Here is a 26,156-nt window from a genome sequence, read left to right as displayed (position 1 = left end):
CATGTTTTTAATTATTTTGTTTAAGTCGTTAATCATTGGCGGGTTGGTAGGGGTTGGCGTTGGAGCAGGTGCGGCGCGCATGTTCCATGCTCCTACCACGCAGGGCATGGGCGCGTTCCGTACGCTGGGCGAGCTTAACTCCTGTGAGGGCGATCCGGCATCGCACTTCTCCTTTGGTCTCGGCTTTTTCTTTAACGCCTGGGCTTCATCCGTTGCAGCGGGTTCCTTCACTCAGGATGTTGACCATCGCATCCTGCCGAACTGGGGCGCGGCGGCCCTGATGGTGAAAAACCGCAACGTAGCAGAAACACTACACAACCCGAAGAAGATGGCGATTGCCTGCGGCATCATCGGCATGATCGTCGTCGCCTTCCTGAACAGCACCGCTTCTGCCGTTCCGGCAGCGTTGCAGGTTACGGCGGTAAAAGTATTGGTACCGGCGGCCAACCTGCTGGTGAACACCGTGATGCCGGTGATTTTCTGGCTGGCAGCGATTGATGCCGGTAAGAAATCGGGCTTCTGGGCCACCATTTTCGGCGGCCTGGCGCAGCTGATTATGGGCAACGCCGTACCGGGCCTGGTGCTGGGTATTCTGATCGGTAAGGGTGTCGAGGAGAGCGGCTGGAACAAAGTCACCAAGGTGATGATGACCGCCATTGTGCTGCTGTTCGTGCTGAGCGGTTTCTTCCGCGGCTTTGACATGAAACTGCTGCAATCCTTCCAACTGGGTATTCCCGGCTGGCTGGACATGATTCACAACAGCCTCAGCGGCAAATAAGGAGCCATCAGCATGAACGAAAACAAAGGGTTCTGGTACGCCGACTGGTCTTTCCCGATTTTTGTCGGCCTGCTCTCCGCCGGGGTGTTTGCCGGTACGCATATGTACTACCTGTACGGCATTGGTGCTTTTAACGAAGTGGCGTTTGTCTCCATGCTGCGTTCCGGCATGGAAACCGGGGTCTACGGCGCGGTAGCGGCGTTCGGTGCCAGCTTCCTGTTCGCCCGTATCATCGAAGGTTCGCTGGTGGGGATTCTTGATATCGGCGGGGCGATTCAGACCGGCGTTGGTCTGGGGGTTCCGGCGTTGTTACTGGGCGCGGGCATTGTCTTCCCGGTCGCGAACTTCGCCGCCTCGCTGGCAACCGGTCTGGTGATTGGCGTGGCGATTGGCTACATCATCATCCTGGCGCGTAAGTTCACCATCAATCAGAGCGACTCCACCTACGGTGCCGACGTGATGATGGGGGCGGGTAACGCCTCTGGCCGCTTCCTCGGTCCGTTGATCATCCTGTCGGCAATGACCGCGTCAATTCCTATTGGTCTTGGTTCGTTGGCGGGTTCGTTGCTGTTTTACCTGTGGAACAAGCCGATTACCGGTGGTGCGATTCTCGGTGCGATGGTGCTGGGCGCGATCTTCCCGGTTTCTCTCTAAGGAGGGGGTATGTTTGATGTCATTCTCCGTCGTGCGCGTCTGTGCGACGGACAGCTGGTGGATATTGCGTGGCAGGACGGCAAAATCGCCGCACTGGGTAGCGTAAGCGGTCAGGCGGCACAAGAACGCGACCTGGCCGGGCGCTACTACCTCAGCGCAGGCTGGATCGACAGCCACGTTCACTGTTATCCCAAATCGCCGATTTATCACGACGATGCGGATGCCATCGGTGTGGCACAGGGGGTCACCACGGTGGTGGATGCCGGCAGCACCGGCGCTGATGATATTGACGATTTTTATCAGCTTACGCGACAGGTCACGACCGACGTTCGTGCGCTGATCAACATAGCCCGCACCGGCATTGTCACGCAGAACGAGCTGGCCGATATGGCGCAGATCGACGGTGAGGCGGTGGTGCAGGCTATTCAACGTCGTCCCGATTTTATCGTCGGCCTCAAAGCGCGTATGAGCAGCAGCGTAGTGGGCGAAAACGGTATCCAGCCGTTAATCCGGGCCAAAGCCATTCAGCAGGCGGCGGGTGATCTGCCGCTGATGGTGCATATCGGCAACAACCCGCCGATGCTGGAGGACATTGCCGATCTGCTGACTTCCGGCGACATCATCACCCATTGCTACAACGGCAAACCCAACCGCATTCTTACGCCGCAGGGCGAGCTGAAAGCCGCGGTGAAGAATGCGTTAGCGCGTGGTGTGCGGCTGGATATCGGCCACGGCAGCGCCAGCTTCAGCTTTGAGGTGGCGCGTCAGGCGATTGCGCAGGGCATTTTGCCTGACACCATCAGCTCCGATATCTATTGCCGCAACCGTATCAATGGCCCGGTGCACAGCCTGGCGCATGTGATGTCGAAATTCTTCAGCATTGGCATGACATTGCCGCAGGTGATCGACTGCGTGACACGCAAAGCCGCTGAAGGTCTGCGACTGAAAAACAAAGGTTGCCTGGCGGTCGGTTACGACGCCGACCTGACCATTTTTACCGTCAAAGAGGAAGCCCGCCCGTTCGTCGATGCTGAAGGCGAACAGGTGCTGGGTGAGCAACATCTGGTGCCGCTGGCCGTCGTGGTGGCGGGGCAATGGCATCTGACTGATGAAGGGAAAGCCAATCATGTCTTCGATTTATGAAAAATATGGCCTGAAGCAGGTCATCAATGCCTCTGGTCGCATGACCATTCTTGGCGTATCGACCCCGGCAGCAGACGTGGTCGATACCGTGAAATACGGCCTTAACCACTACTTTGAGATGAAAGATCTGGTGGATAAAACCGGGGCGTATATCGCGCAACTGCTTGAGGTGGAAAGCGCAGTGGTGGTTTCCTGTGCGTCGGCGGGCATTGCGCAAAGTGTGGCGGCGGTGATCGTGAAAGATAACGCCTGGCTGCTGGAAAACCTGCATGCCGCGCCACTCAGCGTACCGCACGATATCGTGATGCCGAAAGGTCATAACGTCAATTTTGGCGCGCCGGTTGGCACCATGGTGGCGTTGGGTGGTGGACGCCTGGTGGAAGCAGGCTACAGCAACGAATGCTCGCCAGAACAGCTGGCAGCGGCGATTACGCCGACGACCGCCGCGTTGCTGTACATCAAATCACACCATTGCGTGCAGAAAAGCCATTTCAGTGTCGAACAGGCGGCAGTGGTGGCGCGTAAGCATGGCATCCCGTTGATTGTCGATGCGGCAGCGGAAGAAGATTTGCAGTGCTACTACCAGATGGGCGCTGACCTGGTGATCTACAGCGGGGCGAAAGCGATTGAAGGACCAACCAGCGGTCTGGTGATTGGCCGCACCCAATATGTTGAGTGGGTGAAGCGCCAGAGTAACGGCATCGGTCGTGCGATGAAAGTCGGCAAAGAGGGCATCCTCGGCCTGACGCAGGCGATTGAAAACTATCTGTCGCAGGAGAAAACCACCGGCGCAGAGATGGTGGAAAAAATGACGCCGTTTATCGCCAACCTCAACACCCTGAAGGGCGTCAGCGCGCGTGTGGTATGGGATGCTGCCGGACGTGACATCGCCCGTGCCGAAATCAAGTTCGACGAAGCGCAAACCGGCTGGGCCACTGGCGAGCTGGTGCAGGCACTGAAAACCGGCGCTATCGCCATCTATTTCCGTGGCTATAAAGCCAATGAAGGCATTATCGAGGCCGATGTGCGTAGCGTCAGCGCCGATCAGCTGCATACCATTTTTACCGCCATCGAGGCGCTGCTCAGCGGGGAGAAACACGCATGACTCTGACTCCAAAATTTTATCAGGGCCGTCTGTGCCTCAATGTGCTGGCGGGTTCTAAACAGAATGCGCGCGATATCTGGGAAGCGGCGGATGGTTATGTGTTGGTGGGCGTGTTGTCGAAAAACTACGCCAGCACTGAGGCGGCGATTGCCGATATGCGCGAATATGCTGCGCTGATTGATAACGCGATTTCGGTTGGACTGGGTGCCGGGGATCCCAATCAATCGGCGATGGTGAGTGAGATTGCAGCTGAGCTGCAACCGCAACACGTTAACCAGGTGTTCACCGGCGTCGCGACCAGTCGCGCGTTGCTCGGACAACATGACACCGTGGTCAACGGCCTGATTTCCCCCACCGGCACGCCGGGCCTGGTCAAAATCTCCACCGGACCGCTGAGTGCACAAGGGCCGGATGCCATCGTGCCAATCGACAGCGCGATTCGCTTGTTGCAGGACATGGGCGGCAGCTCGGTGAAATACTTCCCGATGGGGGGATTGAAAGCGGTAGCGGAGTACCGCGCGGTGGCGGAAGCCTGTGCGCGTAACAACTTCTGGCTGGAACCCACTGGCGGTATTGATCTCGACAATTTTGAAGAGATTGTTCGCATTGCGCTGGAGGCGGGCGTCAGTAAAGTGATTCCGCACGTCTACAGTTCGATTATCGATAGCGCGACTGGCGACACACGCATTGACGATGTGCGTCAGCTTCTGGCAACGTGCAAAAAGTTGTTGTAACAATTAAGTAACAGGTGAAGCCCGTGAGATTTCCCAACCAGCGTCTGGCCCAACTTTTCGCTGCGCTGCAAACCGAAACGCTGCCGCAGGATGAGCTGGCGCGACGTTTTTCCGTGTCCACTCGCACGGTGCGCACCGATATCACGGCGCTTAACGCGCTGCTGGCGCAGCATGGTGCGCAGTTCGTGCTGGCGCGTGGCGAGGGTTATCAACTGAAGGTGGAGGACGCGCTGCGTTTTGGTCAGCTCCAGGCACAAACCGCGGCACCGCTGCGCGTGCCGCGTACTTCACAGGAACGGGTGCGTTATCTGCTCAGTCGTTTTCTCACCGCTGCATATTCGCTGAAGCTGGAAGATTTGTCGGAAGAGTGGTTTGTCAGCCGCGCGACCCTGCAAAGCGACATGGCCGAGGTGCGTGAATGGTTCGGGCGTTATCATCTGAATATCGAAACCAAACCGCGTTACGGAATGAAGCTGTTCGGCAGCGAAGCGGCGATTCGCACCTGCCTGACTGATTTGCTGTGGCAAATCGACCAGGATACGCCGGACAGCCCGCTGTTAACGGTGGAAACGCTACACAGCGGCATGCTGGAGCAGTTGCAACCGCTGCTTCAGCATTGTTTCTCGCAGCACGCCATTCGCCTCAGCGATGAAGGTGAACGCTATCTGCAAATCTATTGCGCGGTAGCAGTACGGCGCATCAGCGAAGGTTTTCCGCTGAACGATCCGGGTGCGGAGGATGTCGGCGAGGAGGTGCGTGAAGCCGCGCAGCAACTGGTTAACCTGATGCGGCCGCTGGTGGGCAAACCGATCTCTCAGGCGGAAGAGAACTGGCTGCGCGTCAACATCGCTGCCCGCCAGATTCAGGCACTGGCCCCCAGCACCATCAATGCCGATGATGCGGATGCGCTGGTCGATTACCTGCTGAATTACATCAACACGCACTACAACTATCGTCTGCAACAGGATGAACAGTTGCGTGCCGATCTGCTCACCCATATCAAAACCATGATCACCCGGGTGCGTTACCAGATCCATATCCCCAATCCGCTACTGAGTAATATCAAGCAGCATTACCCGATGGCCTACGACATGACGCTGGCGGCGGTCACCAGTTGGGGGAAATATACCCCTTACAGCATCAGCGAAAACGAAATCGGTTTTCTGGTGCTGCATATCGGCGTCGGGCTGGAGCGTCACTATGATGTGGGCTATCAGCGTCACCCCCAGGTGTTGCTGGTGTGTGACAGCGGTAACTCTACCTTGCGCATGATTGAAGCGATGCTGCTGCGTAAGTATCCCCAGTTGCAGGTGACGGGCCGCCTGTCGCTACGTGAATACGAGGCGCTTGCGGTTATTGATGAAGATTTTGTTATCTCAACCACCCGCTTGCGTGAGAAAAACAGCCCGGTGGTGGTGATGTCGCCGTTCCCAACGGAATTCCAGCTTGAGCAGCTCGGCAAACTGGTGCTGGTGGATCGTACCCGGCCTTATATGCTGGAAAAATACTTCGATGCACAGCATTTTCTGGTGGTGGACCAGCCGATGACGCAATCGGCGCTGTTCCATCAGCTGTGCAACCAGCTTCAGCGTGAAGGCTATGTGGAAGACGATTTTTATCCCTCGGTTGAGGAACGTGAAGCGATTGTCAGCACCATGCTGGGGGAGGGGATTGCGCTGCCGCACTCGCTGGGTCTGCTGGCGAAGAAAACCGTGGTGTACACCGTGTTGGCACCGCAGGGCATCAGTTGGGGCGATGAAACCGCCTCGGTGATTTTCCTGCTGGCCATCAGCAAAAGTGAATATGAAGAGGCGATGGCGATTTATGACCTGTTCGTCACTTTCCTGCGCGAACGCGCAACCGCCCGGTTGCGTGACTGCGGCGATTTTGTCAGCTTCAAGGCCGTGGCGATGGATTGTTTGAGTCGCCTGTAACGGCGCGATTATTGCGTAATGCGTTGTTCGTAGCGGCGCGATTTATCGCGCGGATTTTTCCTGCATCGCGCACGGAACCGCGCGATAAATCGCGCACGGAATTGCGCGATAAATCGCGCCGCTACGGAAAGGTTAATCAGCGATGCTGATTAACCTTTCTTCGCCAGCAAACGCGGGATCTCGCGCAGGCACCATGCTTTCGCTTCACCCATGCTGTCGCGGCGCCACGCCATAATGATATCCACCTCGCGGGTATATTCCGCACTCACCACGCGCAGACGTCCTTCGGCGATATCCTGCTCCACCAGCGAATAAGGCATGGTCGCCACACCCAGTCCGGCCAGCAGCGCTTTGCGTTTGTCTTCCATGCTGCTCACCGTCAGGCGCTGTTGCTTGTCCAGCAACTGCACGGTCAACACCGGGCGCTCGCGCGCGGTATCGGCCACCGCAATGCCGCGATACTTCACACGCGTCACCTCAGATTGTGGCTCCGCTTCCTGATGAATGGGATGGTCCGGGCTGGCGACATACACGCTCATCATGCTGTACAGCTTGCGGGTGTTGATTTCCGTTGAGGCGCGGAAATGCATATCCGGCGCAATGACGATATCGGCACGCCCCTGCTCCAGCCGCTCCCAGGCACCGGCCAGCACTTCGGTCACCAGGGATATTTGGGTATTGGCTTTGTCCGCCAGTTTGGTCACCAGCGGGAACAGGTGTTCGGTGGGCACCAGCGCCTCGGTGACGATGGTGAGATGGGTTTCCCAACCGCGCGCCAGCGCTTCGGCGTCGGTGGTGAGTTTGTCGGCGGCTTCCAACAGCACGCGGCCACGTTCCAGCAGCATGCGTCCTACGTTGGTGAATTTAGTGCGGTGACCGGAGCGGTCAAACAGCACGACATCCAGCTCCTCTTCCAGCTTCTGCATGGTGTAGCTCAATGCGGAAGGTACACGTCCCAGCTCGTCGGCCGCAGCCGCAAAGCTGCCGCGCCGGTCAATAGCATCCATCACACGTAAAGCTTCCAGGGTTAACGCGCGCTCTTTTGCCATGCCGATTCTCTGTCAGGAAATTTGAACATGCCAGGCAGATTAACTGGCTAACAATCCGGCGTCCAGCCTTTTACCATAATCCTATAAACCTGCGGCCGTATCATCCCGCAGAGCGTCGGAGGTAAATCATGATGACAACCCGCTGCGCGTCAGCATGTGGCCAGGCCGATTTCGGTTGGTTGCAGGCGCGTTACAGCTTCTCATTTGGCCACTATTTTGATCCGAAACTGATGGGCTATGCCTCACTGCGCGTGCTCAATCAGGAAGTGCTGGCACCCGGTGCTGCCTTCCAGCCCCGCACCTATCCTCAGGTTGATGTCCTCAACCTGGTACTACAGGGCGAGGCGGAGTACCGCGACAGCGAGGGCAACCATATTATCGCCCGTGCCGGTGAAGCGCTGCTGTTGTCGGCGCGCCAGGGCGTGAGCTATAGCGAAATCAATCTCAGCAAAGATCAACCGCTGACACGTATGCAACTGTGGCTGTCGGCGTGCCCGGAACGCGAGAATCCGTTGTTGCAGAAAATGTCGCTGCCCGAGCAGACCTCTTTCCTGTTGGCTTCGCCAGACGGTGCGGAAGGCAGTTTACAGCTGCGTCAGCAGGTGTGGATTCATCAGGTAACGCTGGCTCCCGGCGAGCAACATAGCGTGAAGCTGAACGGTCCACGCGCCTATCTGCAATCGATCCACGGATCGCTGGATGTGCAGGCGAGCAGCGCGCATCAGGAAAAGCTAAGCTGTGGCGATGGGGCATTTCTGGCAGAAGAACAGCAGATTACGTTGCAGGCGAAAACGCCGTTACGTGCGTTGGTGATTGATATACCGGTGTAAAAAAGGGCGGCTGATGCCGCCCTGAAGGTTTATTTCAGAATGGTAAAGGCGGTGGTGACGTGCTTCACACCGCTTACCCGGCTGGCGATATCCGCCGCCGCTGCCGCTTCCTGTTGTGTCACCAGACCCAGCAGGAACACTTCGCCGTTTTCGGTGGTCACTTTCACGTTCGACGATTTCACCTGATCGCTGCCCAGCAGTTGTGAGCGGATTTTGGTGGTGATCCAGGTGTCATTAGAGGATGTACCGAGGCTGACTTTCTGACCGGTACGGATTTCGTTGTACACCTCAGTCGCGCCATCGACACCCATCGCGATCTGTTTCGCGCGGCTGGCGAGATCCGCCGACGGTGACTGACCGGTCAGCAGCACTTTGCCCTGATAGGCGGTCACTACGACGCGTGCCTGGTTTTTGATCTGTTCATCTTTTGCCAGCGCGTTGCTGACGCGTAACTCCAGCGTACCGTCATCCACCTGGGTGCCCACGGTGCGGGGATCGGTGGCGGTTTTGGTGGCTACTGCGGCACCGCCAGCGACGACAGCAACGCAGCCCTGCAACATCATGGCGGTGAAAAGAATGGCGACAGCGTTCAATGCTTTCATCTTAGCTCCTTCAGTCATTCCTGGTGGGGGAACAAGGTGTTATCGATCAAATCGCACAGGCAGTTCAGCGTCAGCATATGCATCTCCTGAATACGCGCACTGCGATGTGACGGAATGCGAATTTCCACATCGTGTGGGCCGAGCAGGCCAGCCAGCTCACCGCCGTCGTAGCCGGTCAGCGCCACGATGGTCATATCGCGTGTAACCGCAGCTTCAACCGCTTTAATAATGTCACGGGTGTTGCCACGGGTGGAAATGGCCAGCAGAACATCACCGGCCTGGCCAAGCGCTCGCACCTGCTTGGCATAAATTTCATCGTGCAACCGATCGTTACCAATCGCCGTCAGCATTACGTTGTCGGCACTGAGCGCCAGCGCGGGCAGGCTGGGGCGTTCGGTCTCAAACCGGTTGATCATACTGGCGGCAAAATGTTGGGCGTTGGCCGCTGACGCGCCATTACCACAGCTAAGGATTTTGTTACCGCTCAGCAGCGACTGCACCAACGTCATGGCCGCGCGGGAAATGGCATCCGGCAGCGCCTCGGCGGCAGCGATTTGAGTCTGAATACTTTCGGTAAAACACGCTTTAATTCTGTCCTGCACAAGACCACCTGGTTCTACACATCGGCATGAAAGGCATCGGGCAGCCACTCCAGCTCGCGCCCGGTAATGGCTATGATGTCAAAGCGGCAATTTACCGTGTCAAAACTGCCGTTACGTCCCAGCAGCCATAGCGCTGCGGTACGGAGTAGCTTTTGTTGTTTCTGACGCGTTACGCTGGCGGCTGCACCGCCAAAACGCGCATCGCGTCGATAGCGCACTTCGACAAAGACCCAGCAGTCGCCATCCTGCATGATGAGGTCAATCTCACCGCTGCGACAGCGAACATTGCTGGCAATCCATTGCAGCCCGGCGCGCTCCAGATAGCGGCGCGCCTGCTGCTCTTGCTCAGCGCCAATGCGCTGGCGATTTACTGTACCGGAACGATTTGTCCCTGACGATACTGGTTCCATGCCAACTTCCTGTTGATCACGCAATCCGGGGTGGCGCTCAGCTTGCCGGTGTTGCCATCAATGGCAAAGCCAGGAACCTGGCGCATCTGGTTAAAGTGGTTCGCCAACGTCCAGGCATCAATGCCCATTGCGTACAGGCGTACCAACGAATAATCATTGTTAAACGACTTCGCCGCTTGCTGCATCAGCACCGGGTTGCTACCCGAAAGCAGCGGAATGTCACTGAATTGTAAGCCATCCATCTCCAGACGGAAGTCCGGACCTGCACCGGCCTGGAAGCTACGTGAGCTGGCGTACAACGCGATATTGTTGCGGCTGCTGGTACGCATCGCAATCATCGGCTTGATCAGCTGTAGCTCATCCTGGTTGGCGACGATATACACCGCATCAAGGCTGCCACCGCTGGTATCGGCTACCGGGGCGCTGGTCTGCGGCGCCGGGATGTTCAATCCGGCAATCGATACGCCCTGTGGCTGTGCGGGTTCCACCACCAGCGGCGTGCCACTCAGGTTGATACCGGCACCGCTGTTGATACCCTGTTTCAGCTCGCTGACGGAACCAAAACGCTGTTGCAACACGGTCGAACCACCCAGCGTCTGCCACTCTTGCGCAAAGGCCTTACCAACACGATCGCCATAACTGTTACGCGGCAACAGCAGCAGCGGCTGGCGTTTGCCTTGATCCCACATATGGTGGGCGGCATCGCGCGCTTCGTCTTCAGGAGAAAGCGCAAAGTAACAAATATTCGGATGGTTCTGGATCTGTTCCGGCTCGTTCAGGGCCAGTACGTTAAGCGGCGAGTTGCTGTTAGCGACAGTCTCTACATCACTTTTCAACAGCGGGCCGACGACGATGGTTGCGCCATCCTGCTGCGCCTGCTGCATCACCTGCTGAATCGGCTGACTGCTGGTGTCATACACCTTGACCTGGGCATTGCTATCGCCTGCGCTGGCTGCCGGGGCAGGTGCAGCAGCAGGTTGCGGCTGGGTGCTTTGATCCGGGGTGATGGCAGCAGCGGCCGGGCTGACTACGGTATTGGCGGTCGCATCTGGCGTTGCAGCGGCTGGCTGCGGCTGGGCGCTGGCATCCGCGCTGGCCGGGGTCGCTGTCGGCTGTGGTTGTGGGGTTGCGGCCGGGGCGGCAAGCACACCGTTTTTCGCATCGTTAAAGCCTTTCTGAATGGCGTTGGCGAAGATCTGCGCCTGACCATTCAGCGGCAGCAGCAACGCGATGGTGCTGGTCGAAGCTTTGCTAAAGTTCTGCACCTGGCTCAGGGCGGTCGGCAGGGTTTTGGCACCCGGATTGAGCGGATAGCGTGTTTGCCAATCTTTGATGGCGGCTTTCAGCATTTCCGGGTCCTGGCTGTTGGTATGCCAGGTGTTGAGCAGATCCAGCCAGCCCTGCAAGGTATTCTCGTCGGCATTGATCACCAGGCTGTTGAGCTGATCTTTGGTCATCTGCGTCAGCGCCTGCCAGGTGGCGTCAATATTGCTCTGGTGATCGGCCGCTTTCAGCAGCGGTTCCTGAGCGATATAGGCGCGCAGCAATGCCAGCGAGGGACGATTCTGGGCGGCTGCGATTTGCAGGCCGTAGAAGCGCGCCTGTTGATCCTGCGACAGACCGTCGGTTTTCACCTGGCTCAACAGTTGCTGTGCACCGTTGAAATCCTGCTGACCAATCTGCATCTGCGCCCGCAGCAACTGTAATTCCTGCTGCTGCACATCAGAGAGCTGCTGCGGCAATTGTTTGATCTGATCGCTGGCCTGTGGATACTTTCCTTCCTTCAACAAGGCACGGATGGCAAGTAATTGCCAGTCGGTCTTGCTATCATCGCTGCTTTGCTGCACCTGTTGCAGGTAATAGTCAGACTGGGCCGTGATCGGACCCTGAACATTGACGGAAGACGTTTGCTGTGGTCCCTGACCGCTACAGGCGGCTAAAATTAGCCCAGCGAGAAGAACAGGTACAAAGCGTCCTGCTTTACGACGTAAGACTTTTGAAGGAAGCATACTGTATCCAGTGATGTTTTTTTCTAGATGCTCAATATTAAATCGGCAATTCGGATGAAACAATGAAACAACTCGATCGGGCAGACATTTCTGCCAGCACGCTCTATATCGTTCCTACCCCGATCGGTAACCTGGGTGATATTACGCAGCGTGCGTTAACGGTGCTTGCGAGCGTCGATCTGGTCGCTGCGGAAGATACACGTCATACCGGGCTGTTGCTACAACATTTCGCCATCAATGCGCGACTGTTCGCACTTCACGACCACAATGAGCAGCAGAAAGCCGAAGTGCTGCTGGCCAAATTGCAGGAAGGCCAAAGCATTGCGCTGGTTTCTGATGCCGGAACGCCGTTAATCAACGATCCCGGTTATCATCTGGTGCGTCGTTGCCGTGAAGCGGGTATCCGCGTGGTGCCCTTACCGGGTGCCTGCGCGGCGATTACAGCATTAAGCGCAGCGGGATTACCGTCCGATCGTTTCTGTTACGAAGGGTTTCTGCCGGCGAAAACCAAGGCGCGCTGTGATGCTTTACGTGCTCTGGCGCAGGAGCCGCGCACCCTAATCTTCTACGAATCGACCCACCGTTTAATCGATAGCTTACAGGATATGGTCAGTGAGCTGGGGGCTGAACGTTATGTGGTGTTGGCGCGGGAAATTACGAAGACCTGGGAGTCATTGCACGGTGCGCCAGTGGCCGAGCTATTGGCCTGGGTGCTGGAAGATGAAAATCGCCGCAAAGGAGAGATGGTGCTGGTGGTGGAAGGCCATAAGGCCGATGAAGAAGCCTTACCGGCAGATGCGCTGCGCACCCTGGCGCTGCTACAACAGGAGCTGCCCTTGAAGAAGGCGGCTGCGCTGACGGCGGAAATTCACGGTGTGAAGAAGAACGCACTGTATCGCTACGCACTCGATCAGCAAGAGGCGTGACAAACGACGGCGGATCGCCTATTATCCCGCGCCGAAGCTGACCAGACAGTCGCCGCTTTGTCGTCGTCCCTCTTCGGGGGGAGACGGGCAGAGGGGAGGAAAGTCCGGGCTCCATAGGGCAGGGTGCCAGGTAACGCCTGGGGGGCGCAAGCCTACGACCAGTGCAACAGAGAGCAAACCGCCGATGGCCCAGTAATGGGATCAGGTAAGGGTGAAAGGGTGCGGTAAGAGCGCACCGCGCGGCTGGTAACAGTTCGCGGCACGGTAAACTCCACCCGGAGCAAGGCCAAATAGGGGTTCACAAGGTACGGCCCGTACTGAACCCGGGTAGGCTGCTTGAGCCAGTGAGCGATTGCTGGCCTAGATGAATGACTGTCCACGACAGAACCCGGCTTATCGGTCAGTTTCGACTTTTTAATGCAAAAACCCCGCTTCGGCGGGGTTTTTGTTTTTCAGCATGCACTGAACCGTAGCGGCGCGATTTATCGCGCTATTCCGTGCGCGGTACCAGAAAAATCCGCGCGATAAATCGCGCCGCTACGAATTTATCCCCGTCCGTGCGGCTCATCCCAGTTAAATGCCGGTCCAAGCGAGATCACCCCACTCGGGTTAATGGTCTTATGGCTGCAATAATAGTGATGACGGATATGCGGCAGATTGACGGTTTCGGCAATCCCTGGCATTTGGTAAATATCACGCAGAAAGCCGCTGAGGTTGCGATAATCGCTGATCCGGTGGCGATCGCACTTGAAATGCGTGACATATACCGGATCAAAACGTACCAGGGTGGTCCACAGGCGCAGATCGGCTTCGGTTAATTGATTGCCGGTCAGATAGCGATGCTGACCCAGGATCTGCTCCAGGCGCGCCAGTGAATGGAACAGCGCCGTTACCGATTCATCATAAGCAGCCTGCGAAGTGGCGAAGCCCGATTTATACACGCCATTGTTTACCGTGTCGTAAATCCAGCTATTCAGCTCATCAATTTGTGGCCGCAACGCCTCGGGGTAGTAATCGCCAGCGCGTGCGCCCTGCGCATCAAACGCGCTATTCAACATCCGAATGATGTCGGCCGATTCATTGCTGACAATGGTGTGCTGATGTTTGTCCCACAGCACTGGCACGGTAACGCGCCCACTGTAGTGAGGATCGGCATGCAGATAGAGTTGATACAGGTATTCGTTCTGATATAGCGAATCGCCGGTAGCGTCGGGGAAATCGTCGTCGAAGGTCCAGCCATTTTCCAGCATCAGCGGATGTACCACCGACACGGAAATCATCTCTTCCAGTCCCTTCAGCTTGCGCATCAGCAGAGTACGATGCGCCCACGGACAGGCGAGTGAAACGTATAAATGATAGCGGTCGCGTTCGGCGGCAAAACCGGCTTTCCCGGTGGGACCCGCGCTGCCATCAGCGGTAACCCAGTTACGCCACACCGCTTCTGTACGTTTGAAGCGGCCACCGGTTGACTTCGTATCGTACCAGGTGTCATGCCAGACACCGTCAATCAGTTGTCCCATAAGCCCTCCATAAAAAAATGGGGCGAGGAATATCCTCGCCCCTTTTCAGTATACGCTGCTTGTGTACTTAGCGTGCGGTTGCAGTCTGGAAACGCTGACGAATCAGACGGTCGATGCTGTATGCGCCTGGACCAACCAGCCCCAGCACCAGGAAACCACCAGCGATTGACAGGTTTTTCATAAACATCAGCTGGTTAACACCTTCAGCGAAGTTACTGTGGAACAGGAACGCCGTCAGAATGGTGAAGCCGGCAGTAAACAGTGCCGTGAAACGGGTCAGGAAGCCGAACAGAATCGCCAGACCGCCACCCAGTTCCAGCAGAATCACCAGCGGCAACAGGAAGCCAGGGACGCCCATTGACTGCATGTACTGTGCGGTGCCTGCATAACCGGTCAGTTTGCCCCAGCCAGCGGTGATAAACAGAATGGTCATCAGAACGCGTGCCAGTAACAGGCCAGAATCTTCGAATTTTTTCATCATCTACTCCAACAAGGTTTTTATTGCAGGTTGCTGGCCTGCGGCAATGTATCCCGTCGAATCACGTCTTGTGATTCATTGGGCTGATGGCTAGAGATGATAATCGCGGGTTGGAAAGGTTGTAAGCGAGATAATCTGTCGATGTTGTTCAGGAATTCTGATTAAAGGAAAAACGGACCTGAAAAAGGTCCGTTGTCAGAAGGAGTTAGCCTAACGTGGTGGCAGCGCTGATTTGATCATCCGCCAGGTGCTCCACAGCCCAAAGCCGCGTTTCGCCCAGCGTAGTAGCCGATTAGGGCTGCGAATTGACCAGATTGCCAGCGCGCTGCTACCAATCGCCAGATAGCGGCGCACACTGAGGAAAGTGAGCCAGCCCCGATCATACTGCGCGGTGCTCTCCAGCCAGTCACGCCTGGCTGCGCTCAGATCCAGCCGTTGCTGTTGTACCTGATTCAGCAATGCGTGGATGCGTGCTTCGCGCTCGCGGCGGCTCATGAGCGATGCTCCTCCAGCAGTTTGCGATCGGTATCCAGCTCTTTGCGCGTATGGCGCAGCAGTGTGGACTGGCGGGATTTACGCAGTGTCCAGACACCAAAAATCAGCGCCAGCAGGAACAGGACGGCAGTGGTAATCGCAATCGCCATCAGCCGATATTGCGCATCCACCGCCCAGATGATCAGCACCATCAGGCTCATTAACCCGAAAGCGGTAAACAGCATGGTAAGGCCCACCATCATCAGCATCTGAATCAGGTTGGCTTTTTCCTCTTCCAGTTCCACCACTGCCAGGCGGACGCGTGTCTCAACGATACTGACCAACGTGGTAACGATACGTTGACCAATGTTGATGACCCCTTTGCCCGGGCCGTGGCTTTGCTGACTGTCACTCATCATTAACGCCGTGAAAGCAGAATGCCGATGACCACACCCACCGCAGCACCAATACCGACGCCGTGCCAGGGATTTTCACGCACGTAATCATCTGCCTTATGTGCGGCTTCGCGGGTGGATTGCGCCAGGCGTTCGCCAGACTCGCCCAGGCGTTCACGCGAAGTGTCGAGGGCTTCGCGGGCTTTCTGACGCAATTTATCCAGCTCAGTTTTTGACTTCTCGCCGGTGCTGCTCAGTACTTCTTCCAGGGTGTCGGCCAGGTTTTTCAGTTCGGCACGCAAATGTTCTGATGTTGTGTCTTTAGCCATGAAAATCTCCTTTTACATCATAATATTAATAGCGTTCAGCTTCGAGTTGCTTTAACTCGTGCTGCGCTTCTTCCAGCTTGCGCTCGCGTTTAGCGATCTTCTCTTTGTCATTACCTTCCTGGCGCTCTTCTTTCAACTCACGCTCACGTTCGGCGACATCATGCTTTTGCGCCTCAATACGCTCATGATGTGCAGCTTTCAGTTTTTCATCGGTACAACTGGCGCGCACTTCGGTTAGCGCACGCTCCAGCCCGTTTACCCGGCGCTGGTTATCATGCTGCTTTGCCATACCAATTTCGCGCTGAATGTCCTGCTCCTTCTGCTGACATAGTGACTCTGCTGCCAGAAGTGAGCCGGAGAGGGAGAGGAGAACAGCACCCAGGAGTAATTGACGTTTCATCAGGTAAAACCTTCCTTTGTGAATGACCTGCCGCAAACCGGGCAGGAGAGGCTTCCCAGCTTGTCTTGTGCTCGCGCTACCTTTAAGCATAGACAGCGGATGAAAAAATTCAAAGAAGACGCGGGGATAGCGAGGGTTGTGGTCGCCCGGACGAGTATCCGGACGACGCAATTTAGCTGTAAGTCAGACGACTGGGGTCCTGATTTTGCTGCGATGCCTGATGACCGGCGGCCACAACAAAACCCTGTGGCAGCAGGCGACGCAGTACCTTCTGCGCGGCCAGGCTTTGCTCTTCGTTTTCGAAATGAATCACCAATGCATCACCAGAAGGCGTGATGCTTTTAATGCGCACGCCCTGGGCGGAGAGTTGCTGATACAGATAGAAGCCATCCGGCAGCGGGGTGCCGCTGTTGGCAACGCGAATCTGCACCACAGTTTCATGGCTCAGCAGCGCAGGGGCGAAACTGATGGCAACGAGAGCCAGCGCAGCGCCCAACAACCAGGGCAGAAGACGCCTTGGGATGCGGGTCAGAATTTTCATCACTGTGATTTCCCATTCTGATCAGACTGACGTTTACGCCACAACACCACCAGTGACCCGACAAGACCAAACACCAGCAACACCAGGGGAAGCATCATCAGGCAAAACATCAATTCGTCTTCATAGCGACGGAAAATGGGGGTTTTGCCAAGTGCGAAACCGAGCACTGTAAGGATCACTACCCACAGCAAACCGCTCACCCAGTTAAAGAACTGGAAACGCGCATTGCTGAGGCCAGATAACCCGGCAATGGTTGGCAGCAGAGTGCGCACAAACGCGATAAAACGGCCAATCAGCAGGGCGGAAAGCCCATGACGATGGAACAGGCTGTGCGCGCGTTGATGATATTGCGCGGGTAAATGGGAAAGCCATTTTTGTACCGTGGGGGTATTCCCCAGCCAGCGTCCCTGAATGTAGCTAACCCAGCAACCGAGGCTGGCACCGGTGGTCAGGACCAGAATGGTGAGTGGAAAGTTCATGGTGCCTTTGGCGATCAGCACGCCAACCAGAATCAGCAAGCTATCGCCGGGCAGAAATGCAGCGGGCAGCAGGCCGTTCTCAAGGAAGAGAATCATGAACAGCACGCCATAAATGGCCCACACCAGTGTCGGGTCGGAAAGGGTTTCAAAATCCTGCTGCCATAGGGCATGCAGTAATGCCTGCAAAATATCCATCAATCGGTCCTGAACATCATTGTTAAACGTGCCCGAAGGGCTGGAGCACTAGCTGGCAGTTTGGTTATGCATTTTAGGAGCGCAGCTGAGCCGGATTTTCCGGATCCTTCCAGAATTGATTGTTAAATCAGCAACTTTTTAATGCCCTGTCGCAAAGGGTAAGAAAAGGGCGATAACTGTAACAAAAATCATGGATCTGAGACAGTAGAAAGTTCCCGCAAGAGAGGAGTTTTACCTTTAGATGCAACTGGTCAAAAGGAGCTTTACATGAGCTGACACTATTGCAGATTAACTGACTTTCCTGCCGGAAAAATCAGCAAAATTAGCGGGAATTATCAGTGCCTTCCGGCAGGATGACCGGGTTTTCAGCAAACATGTAACGATCGACATTAAACTCAAAATCGTCTGCGGTAGCGTTAAACAACATCTGTTTAGTATTTTCCAGATGTTGCCACATAGCCAGCTTACTGGCGGCGGGATCTTTGCGGATGAGTGCTTTCAGAATCTGATCGTGATCATCGCACCAACTGAGGATGTTGCGCTGATCAATATGCTCATGCAATTTCAGCCAATAGGGGTTATGCAGGCGGTGCAACCACATCTTCTCGACAATGGCGGCTAAGGCGCTGTTCTGCGTCGATTGTGCAATGCGGACGTGGAACTGCATATCCCATTCAGAATCGCGGAAGTGGTCTTCCTGGCGGGCCTTCTCCTGAATGGCCATCAGCGCGATGATATCCTGGCGAGTCACCTGGGTTGCCGCGAACTCCGCGACATTACTCTCAATCAGCTGACGTGCCTGCAACAATTCAAACGGACCAAAACTGGCGAATTCCAACTGGCTGGAGGTCACGATACGGTTTTGCTGTTGGCTGGCAATAACGTGAATGCCTGAACCTTTGCGCACTTCCACGTAGCCTTCGACTTCCAGCATGATGATCGCTTCACGTACCACGGTACGGCTGACCTGCATCTCCTCAGCAATTAAACGCTCGGCAGGAAGTTTATCACCCACCGGGTATTCTCCGGCTTCAATGCGGCGTTTCAGCTCGCTGGCCAGTTGTTGATAAAGACGTCGGGATTCGGTCAGGTCCATTGCGCGGTTCCGCTATGCAGGTAAACGAGGAGTTGTTATACCACTTCGGCCGGGCGGAAGAAATGGGCTGGCTCACACCAGCCCAAAGAGATTAACTACGGACCGCCGCAGTTTGTACGGGTGGTGCGCTTTCCATTTCGGAAACCGGTTTGTTTTTCAGCACACTCCAGATAACGACCGCGCCGATCAGGTCAAACACCGCCAGAGCAGCAAACAGCGGGCTAAAGCCGAGGGTATCGGCCAGGGCACCCACCACCAGGGCAAACAGGGTGCTGGCGGTCCAGGCTGCCATACCGGTCAGGCCATTAGCGGTTGCCACTTCATTGCGACCAAACACGTCAGATGACAGGGTAATCAGTGCACCGGACAGGGCCTGGTGAGCAAAACCGCCGATACACAGCAGACCAATTGCCACATACGGACTGGTAAACAAGCCGATGGTACCGGGGCCAATCATCAGCACTGCACCCATCGTGACCACCAACTTACGTGAGACGATCAGATTGACACCGAACCAGCGTTGAAACAGCGGCGGTAAATAACCCCCCAGGATGCAGCCGAAGTCAGCAAACAGCATCGGCATCCAGGCGAACAGCGCAATCTCTTTCAGATTGAAGCCATACACCTTAAACATAAACAGCGGAATCCAGGCGTTGAAGGTGCCCCAGGCAGGTTCAGCCAGGAAACGTGGCAGCGCAATGCCCCAGAACTGGCGATTACGCAGAATCTGACCAACCGACATTTTGCTGTTGTTACCGGTTTGATGCTGCACTTCCTGGCCGGCAATAATGTAGTGGCGTTCTTCCTCGCTCAGCTTGGTTTGCTGCTTCGGATGTTTATAAAACACCAGCCAGCACAGCGCCCAAATCATGCTCAGCACCCCGGTAACGATAAACGCCATCTGCCAGCTATGTGCCACAATGGCCCAGACCACCAGCGGCGGTGCCAGCATCGCACCTATCGATGAACCCACATTGAAGTAGCCCACCGCCACAGAACGTTCTTTGGCTGGAAACCACTCGCTGCTGGCTTTTAATCCTGCCGGGATCATGGCTGCTTCTGCGGCACCGACCGCACCACGCGCCAGCGCAAACCCACCCCAACTCCCTGCTAACGCAGTGGCGGCGCAGAAGATAGCCCAGAGTATCGCAAACACCGCATAGCCGACCTTCGTGCCCAGCATATCCAGCACATAACCAGCGACCGGTTGCATCACGGTGTAACAGGCCGAATACGCGGCGACGATATATGAATATTGCTGGGTGGTGATGTGAAGCTGGGTCGCCAGCGTGGGTGCTGCTACGGCAATAGTATTACGCGTCAGGTAGCCCAGAACGGTGCCCATCGTCACCAGTCCAATCATGTACCAGCGTAGCCCTTTGATCTTACGCATCATTAACCTCTTCCAGTTTGTCGTTGCGGCGTTGCCGCTGTTGTTATCTGGAGCGGGACTGCTCGTGAGACAGCTCTCTTCACGCCCGCAGACGCTGAAACGCGCCTTTATTTCCTTGCCTGTGCCATCGGTCTGGCATCAATGGAGCGAGAGGTTAACTTGTTATACAACTTTAAAAGTTGAGAGCCATCACAAAAACCCTTCAAGGCGTGTGTGATACTGTTCTTCGACGTAATAACAGCAGGTTAGCGGTGTTTTTGCGGCTTTTTTGTCCATATCCACATCAAAGATCTGTCATTAATGTGAGGTTCGTCGCAAAGAATTCCGCCGTTTATCAAAATTGGTATGATAACTTTGTGTCATTAGCCAACGGGCTACAAAAATGAGGAAGCAGGTATGTCGCGTTTTATGACTGAGGATTTTTTACTGGAAAGCGAATTTGCGCGTCGTCTTTATCATGACTACGCCAAAGACCAGCCGATTTTCGATTATCACTGTCACTTGCCGCCACAGCAGATTGCCGAAAATTACCGCTTTACCAACCTCTATGACATCTGGCTGAAAGGCGATCACTACAAATGGCGAGCGATGCGCGCCAATGGCGTACCGGAAGCCCTTTGCACCGGCAACGCCACCGACCGTGAAAAATTCAATGCCTGGGCGCGTACCGTGCCGCACACCATTGGTAACCCGTTGTATCACTGGACGCACCTCGAACTGCGCCGCCCCTTTGGCATCACCAATGTGTTGCTGTCTGAGCAGACGGCAGATGACATTTGGGATCGCTGCAATGCGTTGCTGGCACAGGATGCCTTCACCGCACGCGGCATTATGCAGCAGATGAAGGTGAAAATGGTCGGCACCACCGACGACCCGCTTGACGATTTACAGCATCATCGCGCCCTGGCGCAGGATGACAGCTTCAGCGTCAAAGTGCTGCCGAGCTGGCGTCCGGACAAAGCCTTTAACATTGAGCTGGAAACCTTCTTGCCGTGGATCCACAAGCTGGAGCAAGTGGCGGATGTCAGCGTGCAGCGTTTTGACGATCTACGTCGTGCCTTAAGCAAACGCCTTGATCACTTTGCCGCTCACGGCTGCAAGATTTCCGATCATGCGCTGGATGTGGTGGTGTATGCCGAAGCTGATGAGGCCACACTTGATGGCATCCTGACGCGTCGTTTGCAGGGTGGTTCCCCATCCAGCGAAGAAACCGCGCAATTCAAAACAGCGGTGCTGGTGTGGCTGGGCAGTGAATATGCCCGTCGCGGTTGGGCGCAGCAGTACCACATCGGTGCGCTGCGTAACGCCAATCGTCACCACTTTGAGCTGCTGGGACCGGATACCGGTTTCGATTCTATCAACGATGCACCGCTGGCGATCCCGCTGGCTCGTCTGTTGGATGCACAAAATCGGCAAAACGCATTACCGAAAACCATCCTGTATTGCCTAAACCCGCGCGACAACGAAGTACTGGCGACGATGGCCGGGAATTTCCAGGGTGAAGGGGAACCGGGCAAGATGCAGTTTGGCTCGGCATGGTGGTTCAACGATCAGCTCGATGGCATGCAGCGTCAAATGACGCAACTGGCGCAGATTGGCCTGTTGAGCCGTTTTGTCGGCATGTTGACCGACAGCCGTAGCTTCCTGTCCTATACCCGTCACGAATATTTCCGCCGTCTGCTGTGCCAGATGATCGGCAATTGGGTGGAACGCGGCGAAGCACCTGCCGACGAAGCACTGCTGGGGCAGATGGTACAAAACATCTGCTTCAACAATGCCCGTGATTACTTCGGCATTGAGTTAGGAGCCTGATGATGCAGCGGCTAAACCGTCACGACTTTCCCGGCCCGCGCTATACCGACCGCGTAATCCAGTTTGGCGAAGGGAATTTTCTGCGCGCCTTTATTGACTGGCAACTCGACTGGCTCAATGAGCATCAGGGTACCGATGCCGGTGTGGTGGTGGTGCGGCCGCGTAACCGAGAAGTGAAAGACTCTCTGAATCAGCAGGATGGGTTGTACACCACGCTGATTCGCGGGCTGAATGCGGCGGGTGAGCAGGTGAGCGAAACCCGCCTGATTCGCAGCCTCAACCGGGAAATTCAACCCTATCAACAATTCGACGATTTTCTGGCCCTGGCGCGCGCGCCAGAGATGCGTTTTGTGTTCTCCAATACCACGGAAGCAGGCATTGCCTTTGCCGAACAGGATCAACTGACCGATGCGCCAGCCTCCTCCTTTCCTGGCAAGCTGACCCAGCTGCTGTGGGCGCGTTACCAGCATTTTTCCGGGGACGCTGCTAAGGGCTGGTTAATCGTTCCCTGCGAATTGATCGACTACAACGGCGATACGCTCCGCGCGCTGGTACTGCGCTATGCCGACCACTGGCAGTTACCGCAGGCATTTGCCCACTGGGTACAGCAGCATTGCGCGTTCTACAACACGCTGGTTGATCGTATCGTCACCGGCTTCCCGGCCGACAGTGAAGCTATCGCTACCCAACTGGGTTACGAAGATCGTTTCCTGGTGGCGGGTGAGGTGTATTACCAGTTTGTGATTCAGGGACCGGCGGCACTGGCACAAGAGCTGAAGCTGGCCGTGCTGGCACCTGAAGTGAAGCTGGTGGAAGACATCACCCCTTACAAGGCGCAAAAAGTGGCGATCCTCAATGGCGCGCACACTGCGATGGTACCGGTGGCGTTCCAGTCCGGTCTGGAGAGCGTCGGAGAAGCGATGGACGATGCGCAGATCGCGGGATTTGTTGAAGCGTTACTGCGCGATGAAGTGATCCCCACTCTCGATTTGCCGCCTGCTGAGCTGCATGCCTTTGCTGCTGCGGTACAGCGCCGTTTCCGTAACCCATTTATTCGCCATGCGCTGCTTTCTATCGCGCTGAACGGCATGACCAAATTCCGTACCCGCCTGCTGCCGCAACTATTGCTGGCGCAGCAACAACAGGGTAGCTGGCCGCCGCGCCTGACCTTCGCCTTTGCCGCGTTGCTGGCGTTTTATCGCGGTCAGCAGGGCGATAAAAGTTGGCCGTTGCAGGACGATGCCCACTGGCTGCAACGCTATGCCGAACTCTGGCCAGCGGTGCAATCGCAACAGTGGCCCGTGGAACAACTGGTCAGCACGGTTCTGAGCGATGCCAACCACTGGGGCGAAGATTTAACCCGGCAGCCAGGGCTGGTGGCTGCGGTAAGCCAACACCTGCAAAACATCATCGTTCACGGGATGCGAACGGCGCTGACACAACTGAGATAACGCTATGCAAGATGCGATAAGAATACATTCACGCGATAACGTCGCTGTGGCGTTGCGCGATTTGGAAGCCAATACCCTCGTTGAAATCGATCACGTCCGTGTTGAGCTGCGTCAGGCCGTGGGTCGCGGCCATAAATTTGCGCTGCAACCGCTGGCGACCGATGCGCTGGTGATCAAATATGGATTGCCGATTGCGCACGCTACGCAGCCGATTGACGCGGGTGAAATCATCCATTCGCAGAACGCGCGCACCAACCTGAGCGATCTCGACGAATATGATTATCAGCCCGATTTTCTTGCACTGCCGCCGCAGGCAGGGGATCGCGAAGTACAGATTTACCGTCGCGCCAGCGGCGAAGTGGGGATTCGCAATGAATTGTGGATCCTGCCAACCGTGGGTTGCGTTAACGGCATTGCGCGCCAAATTCTGCAACGTTTTCTCAAAGAGACGGACGATGCGGCAGGGATCGATGGCGTGCATCTGTTCAGCCATCCGTTTGGTTGCTCGCAGTTGGGCCAGGACCATGAAAACACCCGCACCATGTTGCAGAATATGGTGCGTCATCCGAATGCTGGCGCGGTGCTGGTGATTGGTCTGGGCTGTGAGAACAATCAGGTGGATGTGTTCCGCGACACCCTCGGCGCGTATGAAAGCGATCGCGTGCAATTTATGGTGTGTCAGCAGCAGGATGATGAAGTGGAGGCCGGACTCGAGCGGCTGCACGCGTTATACAACGTGATGCGTCACGATCAGCGCCAGCCGGGCAAACTCAGTGAGCTGAAGTTTGGTCTGGAGTGTGGCGGTTCGGACGGTTTTTCCGGCATCACGGCGAACCCGATGCTGGGGCGTTTCTCCGATCAGATGATCGCCAATGGCGGCACCACGGTGCTGACCGAAGTGCCGGAGATGTTCGGGGCGGAGCGCATTCTGATGAGCCGCTGCCGCGATGAAGCCACCTTTGACAAAACGGTGGCGATGATTAACGACTTCAAACGCTACTTTATCGACCATCAACAGCCGATTTATGAAAATCCTTCACCGGGCAATAAAGCCGGGGGCATCACCACGCTGGAGGAGAAGTCACTGGGTTGTACGCAAAAAGCCGGGCAGAGCCAGGTGGTGGATGTGCTGAAATACGGTGAGCGCCTGAAAACACCAGGTCTTAATCTGCTCAGCGCGCCAGGCAATGATGCCGTTGCCACCAGTGCCTTAGCGGGCGCGGGCTGCCATATGGTGTTGTTTACCACCGGACGTGGCACGCCTTATGGCGGCTTTGTACCGACGGTGAAAATTGCCACCAATACGCAATTGGCGGAGAAAAAGCCGCACTGGATTGATTTCAACGCCGGACGACTGATTGAGGGCATGAGTATGGATGCGATGCTGGCCGATTTTGTCGAGATGATCGTCGCCATTGCCAACGGCAAGCCAGCGCGCAATGAAGCCAATGACTTCCGTGAACTGGCGATTTTTAAAAGCGGAGTGACGCTGTAAACCGCGTAGCGGCGCGATTTATCGCGCACGAAATTGCACGATAAATCGCGCCGCTACGGGAAATAATTATACTGCGGTGCGCGTCTCGCGTTCTGCTTCGGCCTGACATACCGCCGCGGTAAACAGAATATCGGTTGACGAGTTCAGCGCGGTTTCGGCTGAATCCTGCAACACGCCAATAATAAAGCCCACCGCAACCACCTGCATCGCCAGATCGTTGGGTATGCCAAACATATTACAGGCAACCGGGATCAGCAGCAGGGACCCCCCCGCCACCCCTGAAGCGCCACAGGCGCACAGCGAGGCCACCAGGCTAAGCAGAATCGCCGTCGGCACATCAACAGAAATCCCCAGCGTATGCACTGCCGCTAGCGTCAGCACGGTAATGGTGATTGACGCACCTGCCATGCTGATGGTGGCACCCAGCGGAATCGAGACTGAATAGGTGTCTTCATCAAGGCCCAGGCGTTTCGCCAGCGCCATATTCACCGGAATATTGGCCGCGGAACTGCGGGTAAAGAAGGCGGTCACGCCGCTTTCGCGGATGCAGGTGAACACCAGCGGGTAAGGATTGCGGCGGATTTTGTTGAACACCAGCAGCGGGTTGACCACCAACGCCATCAGCAACATACAACCCAGCAGCAGCGACAACAGGCTGGCATATTCCCACAGCGCATCAAAACCGGTGGAGGCAAGAATCGATGCCACCAGGCCGAAAATACCCAGCGGCGCACAGCGGATCACGCAACGTACCACCCAGGTCGCGGCGTTTGAGGCATCATTGAGGAAAGCTTTGCTGCTCGGGCTGGCGTGACGGAATGCCAGGCCAAGCCCCAGTGCCCATACCAGAATCCCGATGTAATTGGCGTTCATCAGCGCTTCGATCGGGTTTGCCACCATGCTCATCAGCAGGCCATGCAGCACCTCGGCGATCCCGGACGGCGGAGTGATTTCAGTTTTACCGACATTCATCGACAACATTTGCGGGAACAGATGGCTGAAAATCACCGCCACCACTGCCGCAAAGAAGGTGCTGAGCAGATACAGCATGATAATCGGGCGGATATTGGTTTTCTGCCCTTGCTGATGGTTAGCAATCGAGGAGATTACCAGAACCAGGACCAACAGCGGTGCCACAGCTTTTAGCGCGCGAACGAACAGTTCACCCAACAGGCCGACCGCCAGCGCGGCATCACGCGAGAACCAGGCCAGCGCCACACCGGCAATCAGACCCAGCATAATTTGTTTTACCAGGCTGCCCGCAAACAGCGCGCCCAGACGTCCAATGATGTTTGTTTGCATATCACGATCTTTTTATATGG

At 56.1% G+C, this 26,156-nt stretch carries 27 protein-coding genes and 1 other RNA gene; 12 read left to right on the top strand and 16 right to left on the bottom strand.

Annotated features, from left to right (window positions below; translation table 11 throughout):
- Position 1: 1 nt before the first annotated feature.
- The 6 genes from L579_RS06800 to L579_RS06775 are packed head-to-tail and all read left to right on the top strand — an operon-like array spanning position 2 to position 6,348.
- A complete protein-coding gene (locus L579_RS06800) occupies positions 2-778 on the top strand; it encodes a DUF4311 domain-containing protein (RefSeq protein ID WP_021183537.1) in 777 nt (258 codons plus the stop codon).
- Between the two features lie 12 nt (positions 779-790).
- Positions 791-1,432 carry a DUF4310 family protein gene (locus L579_RS06795; protein WP_021183536.1) on the top strand — a complete coding sequence of 214 codons (642 nt, stop codon included), beginning with the start codon at positions 791-793 and terminating at the stop codon, positions 1,430-1,432.
- Positions 1,433-1,441: 9 nt separating this feature from the next.
- Complete coding sequence (locus L579_RS06790) at positions 1,442-2,575, top strand: amidohydrolase/deacetylase family metallohydrolase (protein ID WP_021183535.1); 1,134 nt, start codon at positions 1,442-1,444, stop codon at positions 2,573-2,575.
- Complete coding sequence (locus L579_RS06785; protein ID WP_021183534.1) at positions 2,559-3,680, top strand: DgaE family pyridoxal phosphate-dependent ammonia lyase; 1,122 nt, start codon at positions 2,559-2,561, stop codon at positions 3,678-3,680. Before L579_RS06790 ends, L579_RS06785 begins: the two co-directional genes overlap by 17 nt.
- The gene (locus L579_RS06780) at positions 3,677-4,414 is read left to right on the top strand and encodes a 2-dehydro-3-deoxy-phosphogluconate aldolase (protein WP_021183533.1); all 738 of its coding nucleotides are present in this window, start codon (positions 3,677-3,679) and stop codon (positions 4,412-4,414) included. The genes L579_RS06785 and L579_RS06780 overlap by 4 nt, the downstream gene beginning before the upstream one ends.
- A 23-nt stretch (positions 4,415-4,437) precedes the next feature.
- Positions 4,438-6,348, top strand: a complete 1,911-nt coding sequence (locus L579_RS06775; RefSeq protein ID WP_021183532.1) for a BglG family transcription antiterminator — start codon at positions 4,438-4,440, stop codon at positions 6,346-6,348.
- 149 nt (positions 6,349-6,497) lie between these two features.
- Here the strand turns inward: L579_RS06775 and L579_RS06770 are convergent, their stop codons facing one another.
- Positions 6,498-7,397, bottom strand: a complete 900-nt coding sequence (locus L579_RS06770) for a LysR family transcriptional regulator (protein WP_013510651.1) — start codon at positions 7,395-7,397, stop codon at positions 6,498-6,500.
- A 128-nt stretch (positions 7,398-7,525) separates the two neighbouring features.
- Here L579_RS06770 and L579_RS06765 point away from each other — a divergent pair, with 128 nt between their 5' ends.
- Positions 7,526-8,227, top strand: a complete 702-nt coding sequence (locus L579_RS06765; RefSeq protein WP_021183531.1) for a pirin family protein — start codon at positions 7,526-7,528, stop codon at positions 8,225-8,227.
- 29 nt (positions 8,228-8,256) lie between these two features.
- Here L579_RS06765 and dolP read toward each other — a convergent pair whose 3' ends face one another.
- Genes dolP through L579_RS06745 form a run of 4 tightly spaced genes read right to left on the bottom strand, consistent with a single transcriptional unit; the run spans position 8,257 to position 11,850 of the window.
- Entirely contained in the window at positions 8,257-8,829 is a 573-nt protein-coding gene (dolP, locus tag L579_RS06760) for a division/outer membrane stress-associated lipid-binding lipoprotein (RefSeq protein ID WP_021183530.1), read from the bottom strand.
- A 14-nt stretch (positions 8,830-8,843) separates the two neighbouring features.
- The gene (gene diaA, locus L579_RS06755) at positions 8,844-9,431 is read right to left on the bottom strand and encodes a DnaA initiator-associating protein DiaA (protein WP_013510648.1); all 588 of its coding nucleotides are present in this window, start codon (positions 9,429-9,431) and stop codon (positions 8,844-8,846) included.
- 14 nt (positions 9,432-9,445) lie between these two features.
- Positions 9,446-9,841 carry a YraN family protein gene (locus L579_RS06750; protein ID WP_013510647.1) on the bottom strand — a complete coding sequence of 132 codons (396 nt, stop codon included), beginning with the start codon at positions 9,839-9,841 and terminating at the stop codon, positions 9,446-9,448.
- The gene (locus L579_RS06745; RefSeq protein ID WP_021183529.1) at positions 9,799-11,850 is read right to left on the bottom strand and encodes a penicillin-binding protein activator; all 2,052 of its coding nucleotides are present in this window, start codon (positions 11,848-11,850) and stop codon (positions 9,799-9,801) included. Before L579_RS06745 ends, L579_RS06750 begins: the two co-directional genes overlap by 43 nt.
- Before the next feature lie 62 nt (positions 11,851-11,912).
- On the opposite strand from L579_RS06745, the gene rsmI reads away from it, so the two are divergent.
- Positions 11,913-12,776: a 16S rRNA (cytidine(1402)-2'-O)-methyltransferase gene (gene rsmI, locus L579_RS06740; RefSeq protein ID WP_021183528.1), complete on the top strand. Its 864-nt coding sequence runs from the start codon at positions 11,913-11,915 to the stop codon at positions 12,774-12,776.
- Positions 12,777-12,809: 33 nt separating this feature from the next.
- Positions 12,810-13,188: RNase P RNA component class A (gene rnpB, locus L579_RS23010), an RNA gene on the top strand.
- 133 nt (positions 13,189-13,321) lie between these two features.
- Here rnpB and L579_RS06735 read toward each other — a convergent pair.
- The 10 genes from L579_RS06735 to L579_RS06690 form a co-directional block, all read right to left on the bottom strand.
- The gene (locus L579_RS06735; protein ID WP_021183527.1) at positions 13,322-14,296 is read right to left on the bottom strand and encodes a glutathione S-transferase family protein; all 975 of its coding nucleotides are present in this window, start codon (positions 14,294-14,296) and stop codon (positions 13,322-13,324) included.
- Positions 14,297-14,363: 67 nt separating this feature from the next.
- A complete protein-coding gene (locus L579_RS06730) occupies positions 14,364-14,774 on the bottom strand; it encodes a DoxX family protein (protein ID WP_036625565.1) in 411 nt (136 codons plus the stop codon).
- Between the two features lie 210 nt (positions 14,775-14,984).
- The gene (locus L579_RS06725; RefSeq protein ID WP_021183525.1) at positions 14,985-15,269 is read right to left on the bottom strand and encodes a YqjK-like family protein; all 285 of its coding nucleotides are present in this window, start codon (positions 15,267-15,269) and stop codon (positions 14,985-14,987) included.
- Positions 15,266-15,664: a phage holin family protein gene (locus tag L579_RS06720; RefSeq protein WP_200864654.1), complete on the bottom strand. Its 399-nt coding sequence runs from the start codon at positions 15,662-15,664 to the stop codon at positions 15,266-15,268. The genes L579_RS06725 and L579_RS06720 overlap by 4 nt, the downstream gene beginning before the upstream one ends.
- Positions 15,665-15,666: 2 nt before the next feature.
- Positions 15,667-15,972 (bottom strand): DUF883 family protein, encoded by a 306-nt coding sequence (locus tag L579_RS06715; protein WP_021183523.1) that lies wholly within the window; start codon positions 15,970-15,972, stop codon positions 15,667-15,669.
- A gap of 25 nt (positions 15,973-15,997) precedes the next feature.
- A complete protein-coding gene (locus L579_RS06710; protein WP_021183522.1) occupies positions 15,998-16,372 on the bottom strand; it encodes a DUF1090 family protein in 375 nt (124 codons plus the stop codon).
- Between the two features lie 172 nt (positions 16,373-16,544).
- Complete coding sequence (mzrA, locus tag L579_RS06705) at positions 16,545-16,913, bottom strand: EnvZ/OmpR regulon moderator MzrA (RefSeq protein ID WP_021183521.1); 369 nt, start codon at positions 16,911-16,913, stop codon at positions 16,545-16,547.
- A complete protein-coding gene (locus L579_RS06700) occupies positions 16,913-17,587 on the bottom strand; it encodes a DedA family protein (protein WP_013510637.1) in 675 nt (224 codons plus the stop codon). The genes mzrA and L579_RS06700 overlap by 1 nt, the downstream gene beginning before the upstream one ends.
- A gap of 322 nt (positions 17,588-17,909) precedes the next feature.
- Positions 17,910-18,683, bottom strand: coding sequence for a transcriptional regulator ExuR (gene exuR, locus L579_RS06695; protein ID WP_021183520.1), 774 nt, complete (start codon positions 18,681-18,683; stop codon positions 17,910-17,912).
- Positions 18,684-18,774: 91 nt separating this feature from the next.
- On the bottom strand, positions 18,775-20,076 hold the full coding sequence (locus L579_RS06690; protein WP_036625639.1) for an MFS transporter: 1,302 nt from the start codon (positions 20,074-20,076) through the stop codon (positions 18,775-18,777).
- A 396-nt stretch (positions 20,077-20,472) separates the two neighbouring features.
- Between L579_RS06690 and uxaC the strand changes: the two genes are divergently transcribed.
- Genes uxaC through L579_RS06675 form a run of 3 tightly spaced genes read left to right on the top strand, consistent with a single transcriptional unit; the run spans position 20,473 to position 24,834 of the window.
- Entirely contained in the window at positions 20,473-21,888 is a 1,416-nt protein-coding gene (gene uxaC / locus L579_RS06685) for a glucuronate isomerase (RefSeq protein ID WP_021183518.1), read from the top strand.
- Positions 21,889-21,890: 2 nt separating this feature from the next.
- Complete coding sequence (locus L579_RS06680) at positions 21,891-23,339, top strand: tagaturonate reductase (RefSeq protein ID WP_036625560.1); 1,449 nt, start codon at positions 21,891-21,893, stop codon at positions 23,337-23,339.
- A gap of 4 nt (positions 23,340-23,343) precedes the next feature.
- Positions 23,344-24,834, top strand: coding sequence for a UxaA family hydrolase (locus L579_RS06675; RefSeq protein ID WP_021183516.1), 1,491 nt, complete (start codon positions 23,344-23,346; stop codon positions 24,832-24,834).
- Between the two features lie 66 nt (positions 24,835-24,900).
- On the opposite strand, the gene sstT is transcribed toward L579_RS06675, so the two are convergent.
- Entirely contained in the window at positions 24,901-26,136 is a 1,236-nt protein-coding gene (sstT, locus tag L579_RS06670) for a serine/threonine transporter SstT (protein ID WP_021183515.1), read from the bottom strand.
- Positions 26,137-26,156 lie beyond the last annotated feature (20 nt).

Source organism: Pantoea sp. AS-PWVM4 (genome assembly GCF_000468095.1).
GTDB lineage: Bacteria > Pseudomonadota > Gammaproteobacteria > Enterobacterales > Enterobacteriaceae > Pantoea > Pantoea phytobeneficialis.
The sequence above is the reverse complement of the archived record's forward strand: the minus strand, read 5'-3'. Positions and strand labels throughout refer to the sequence as shown.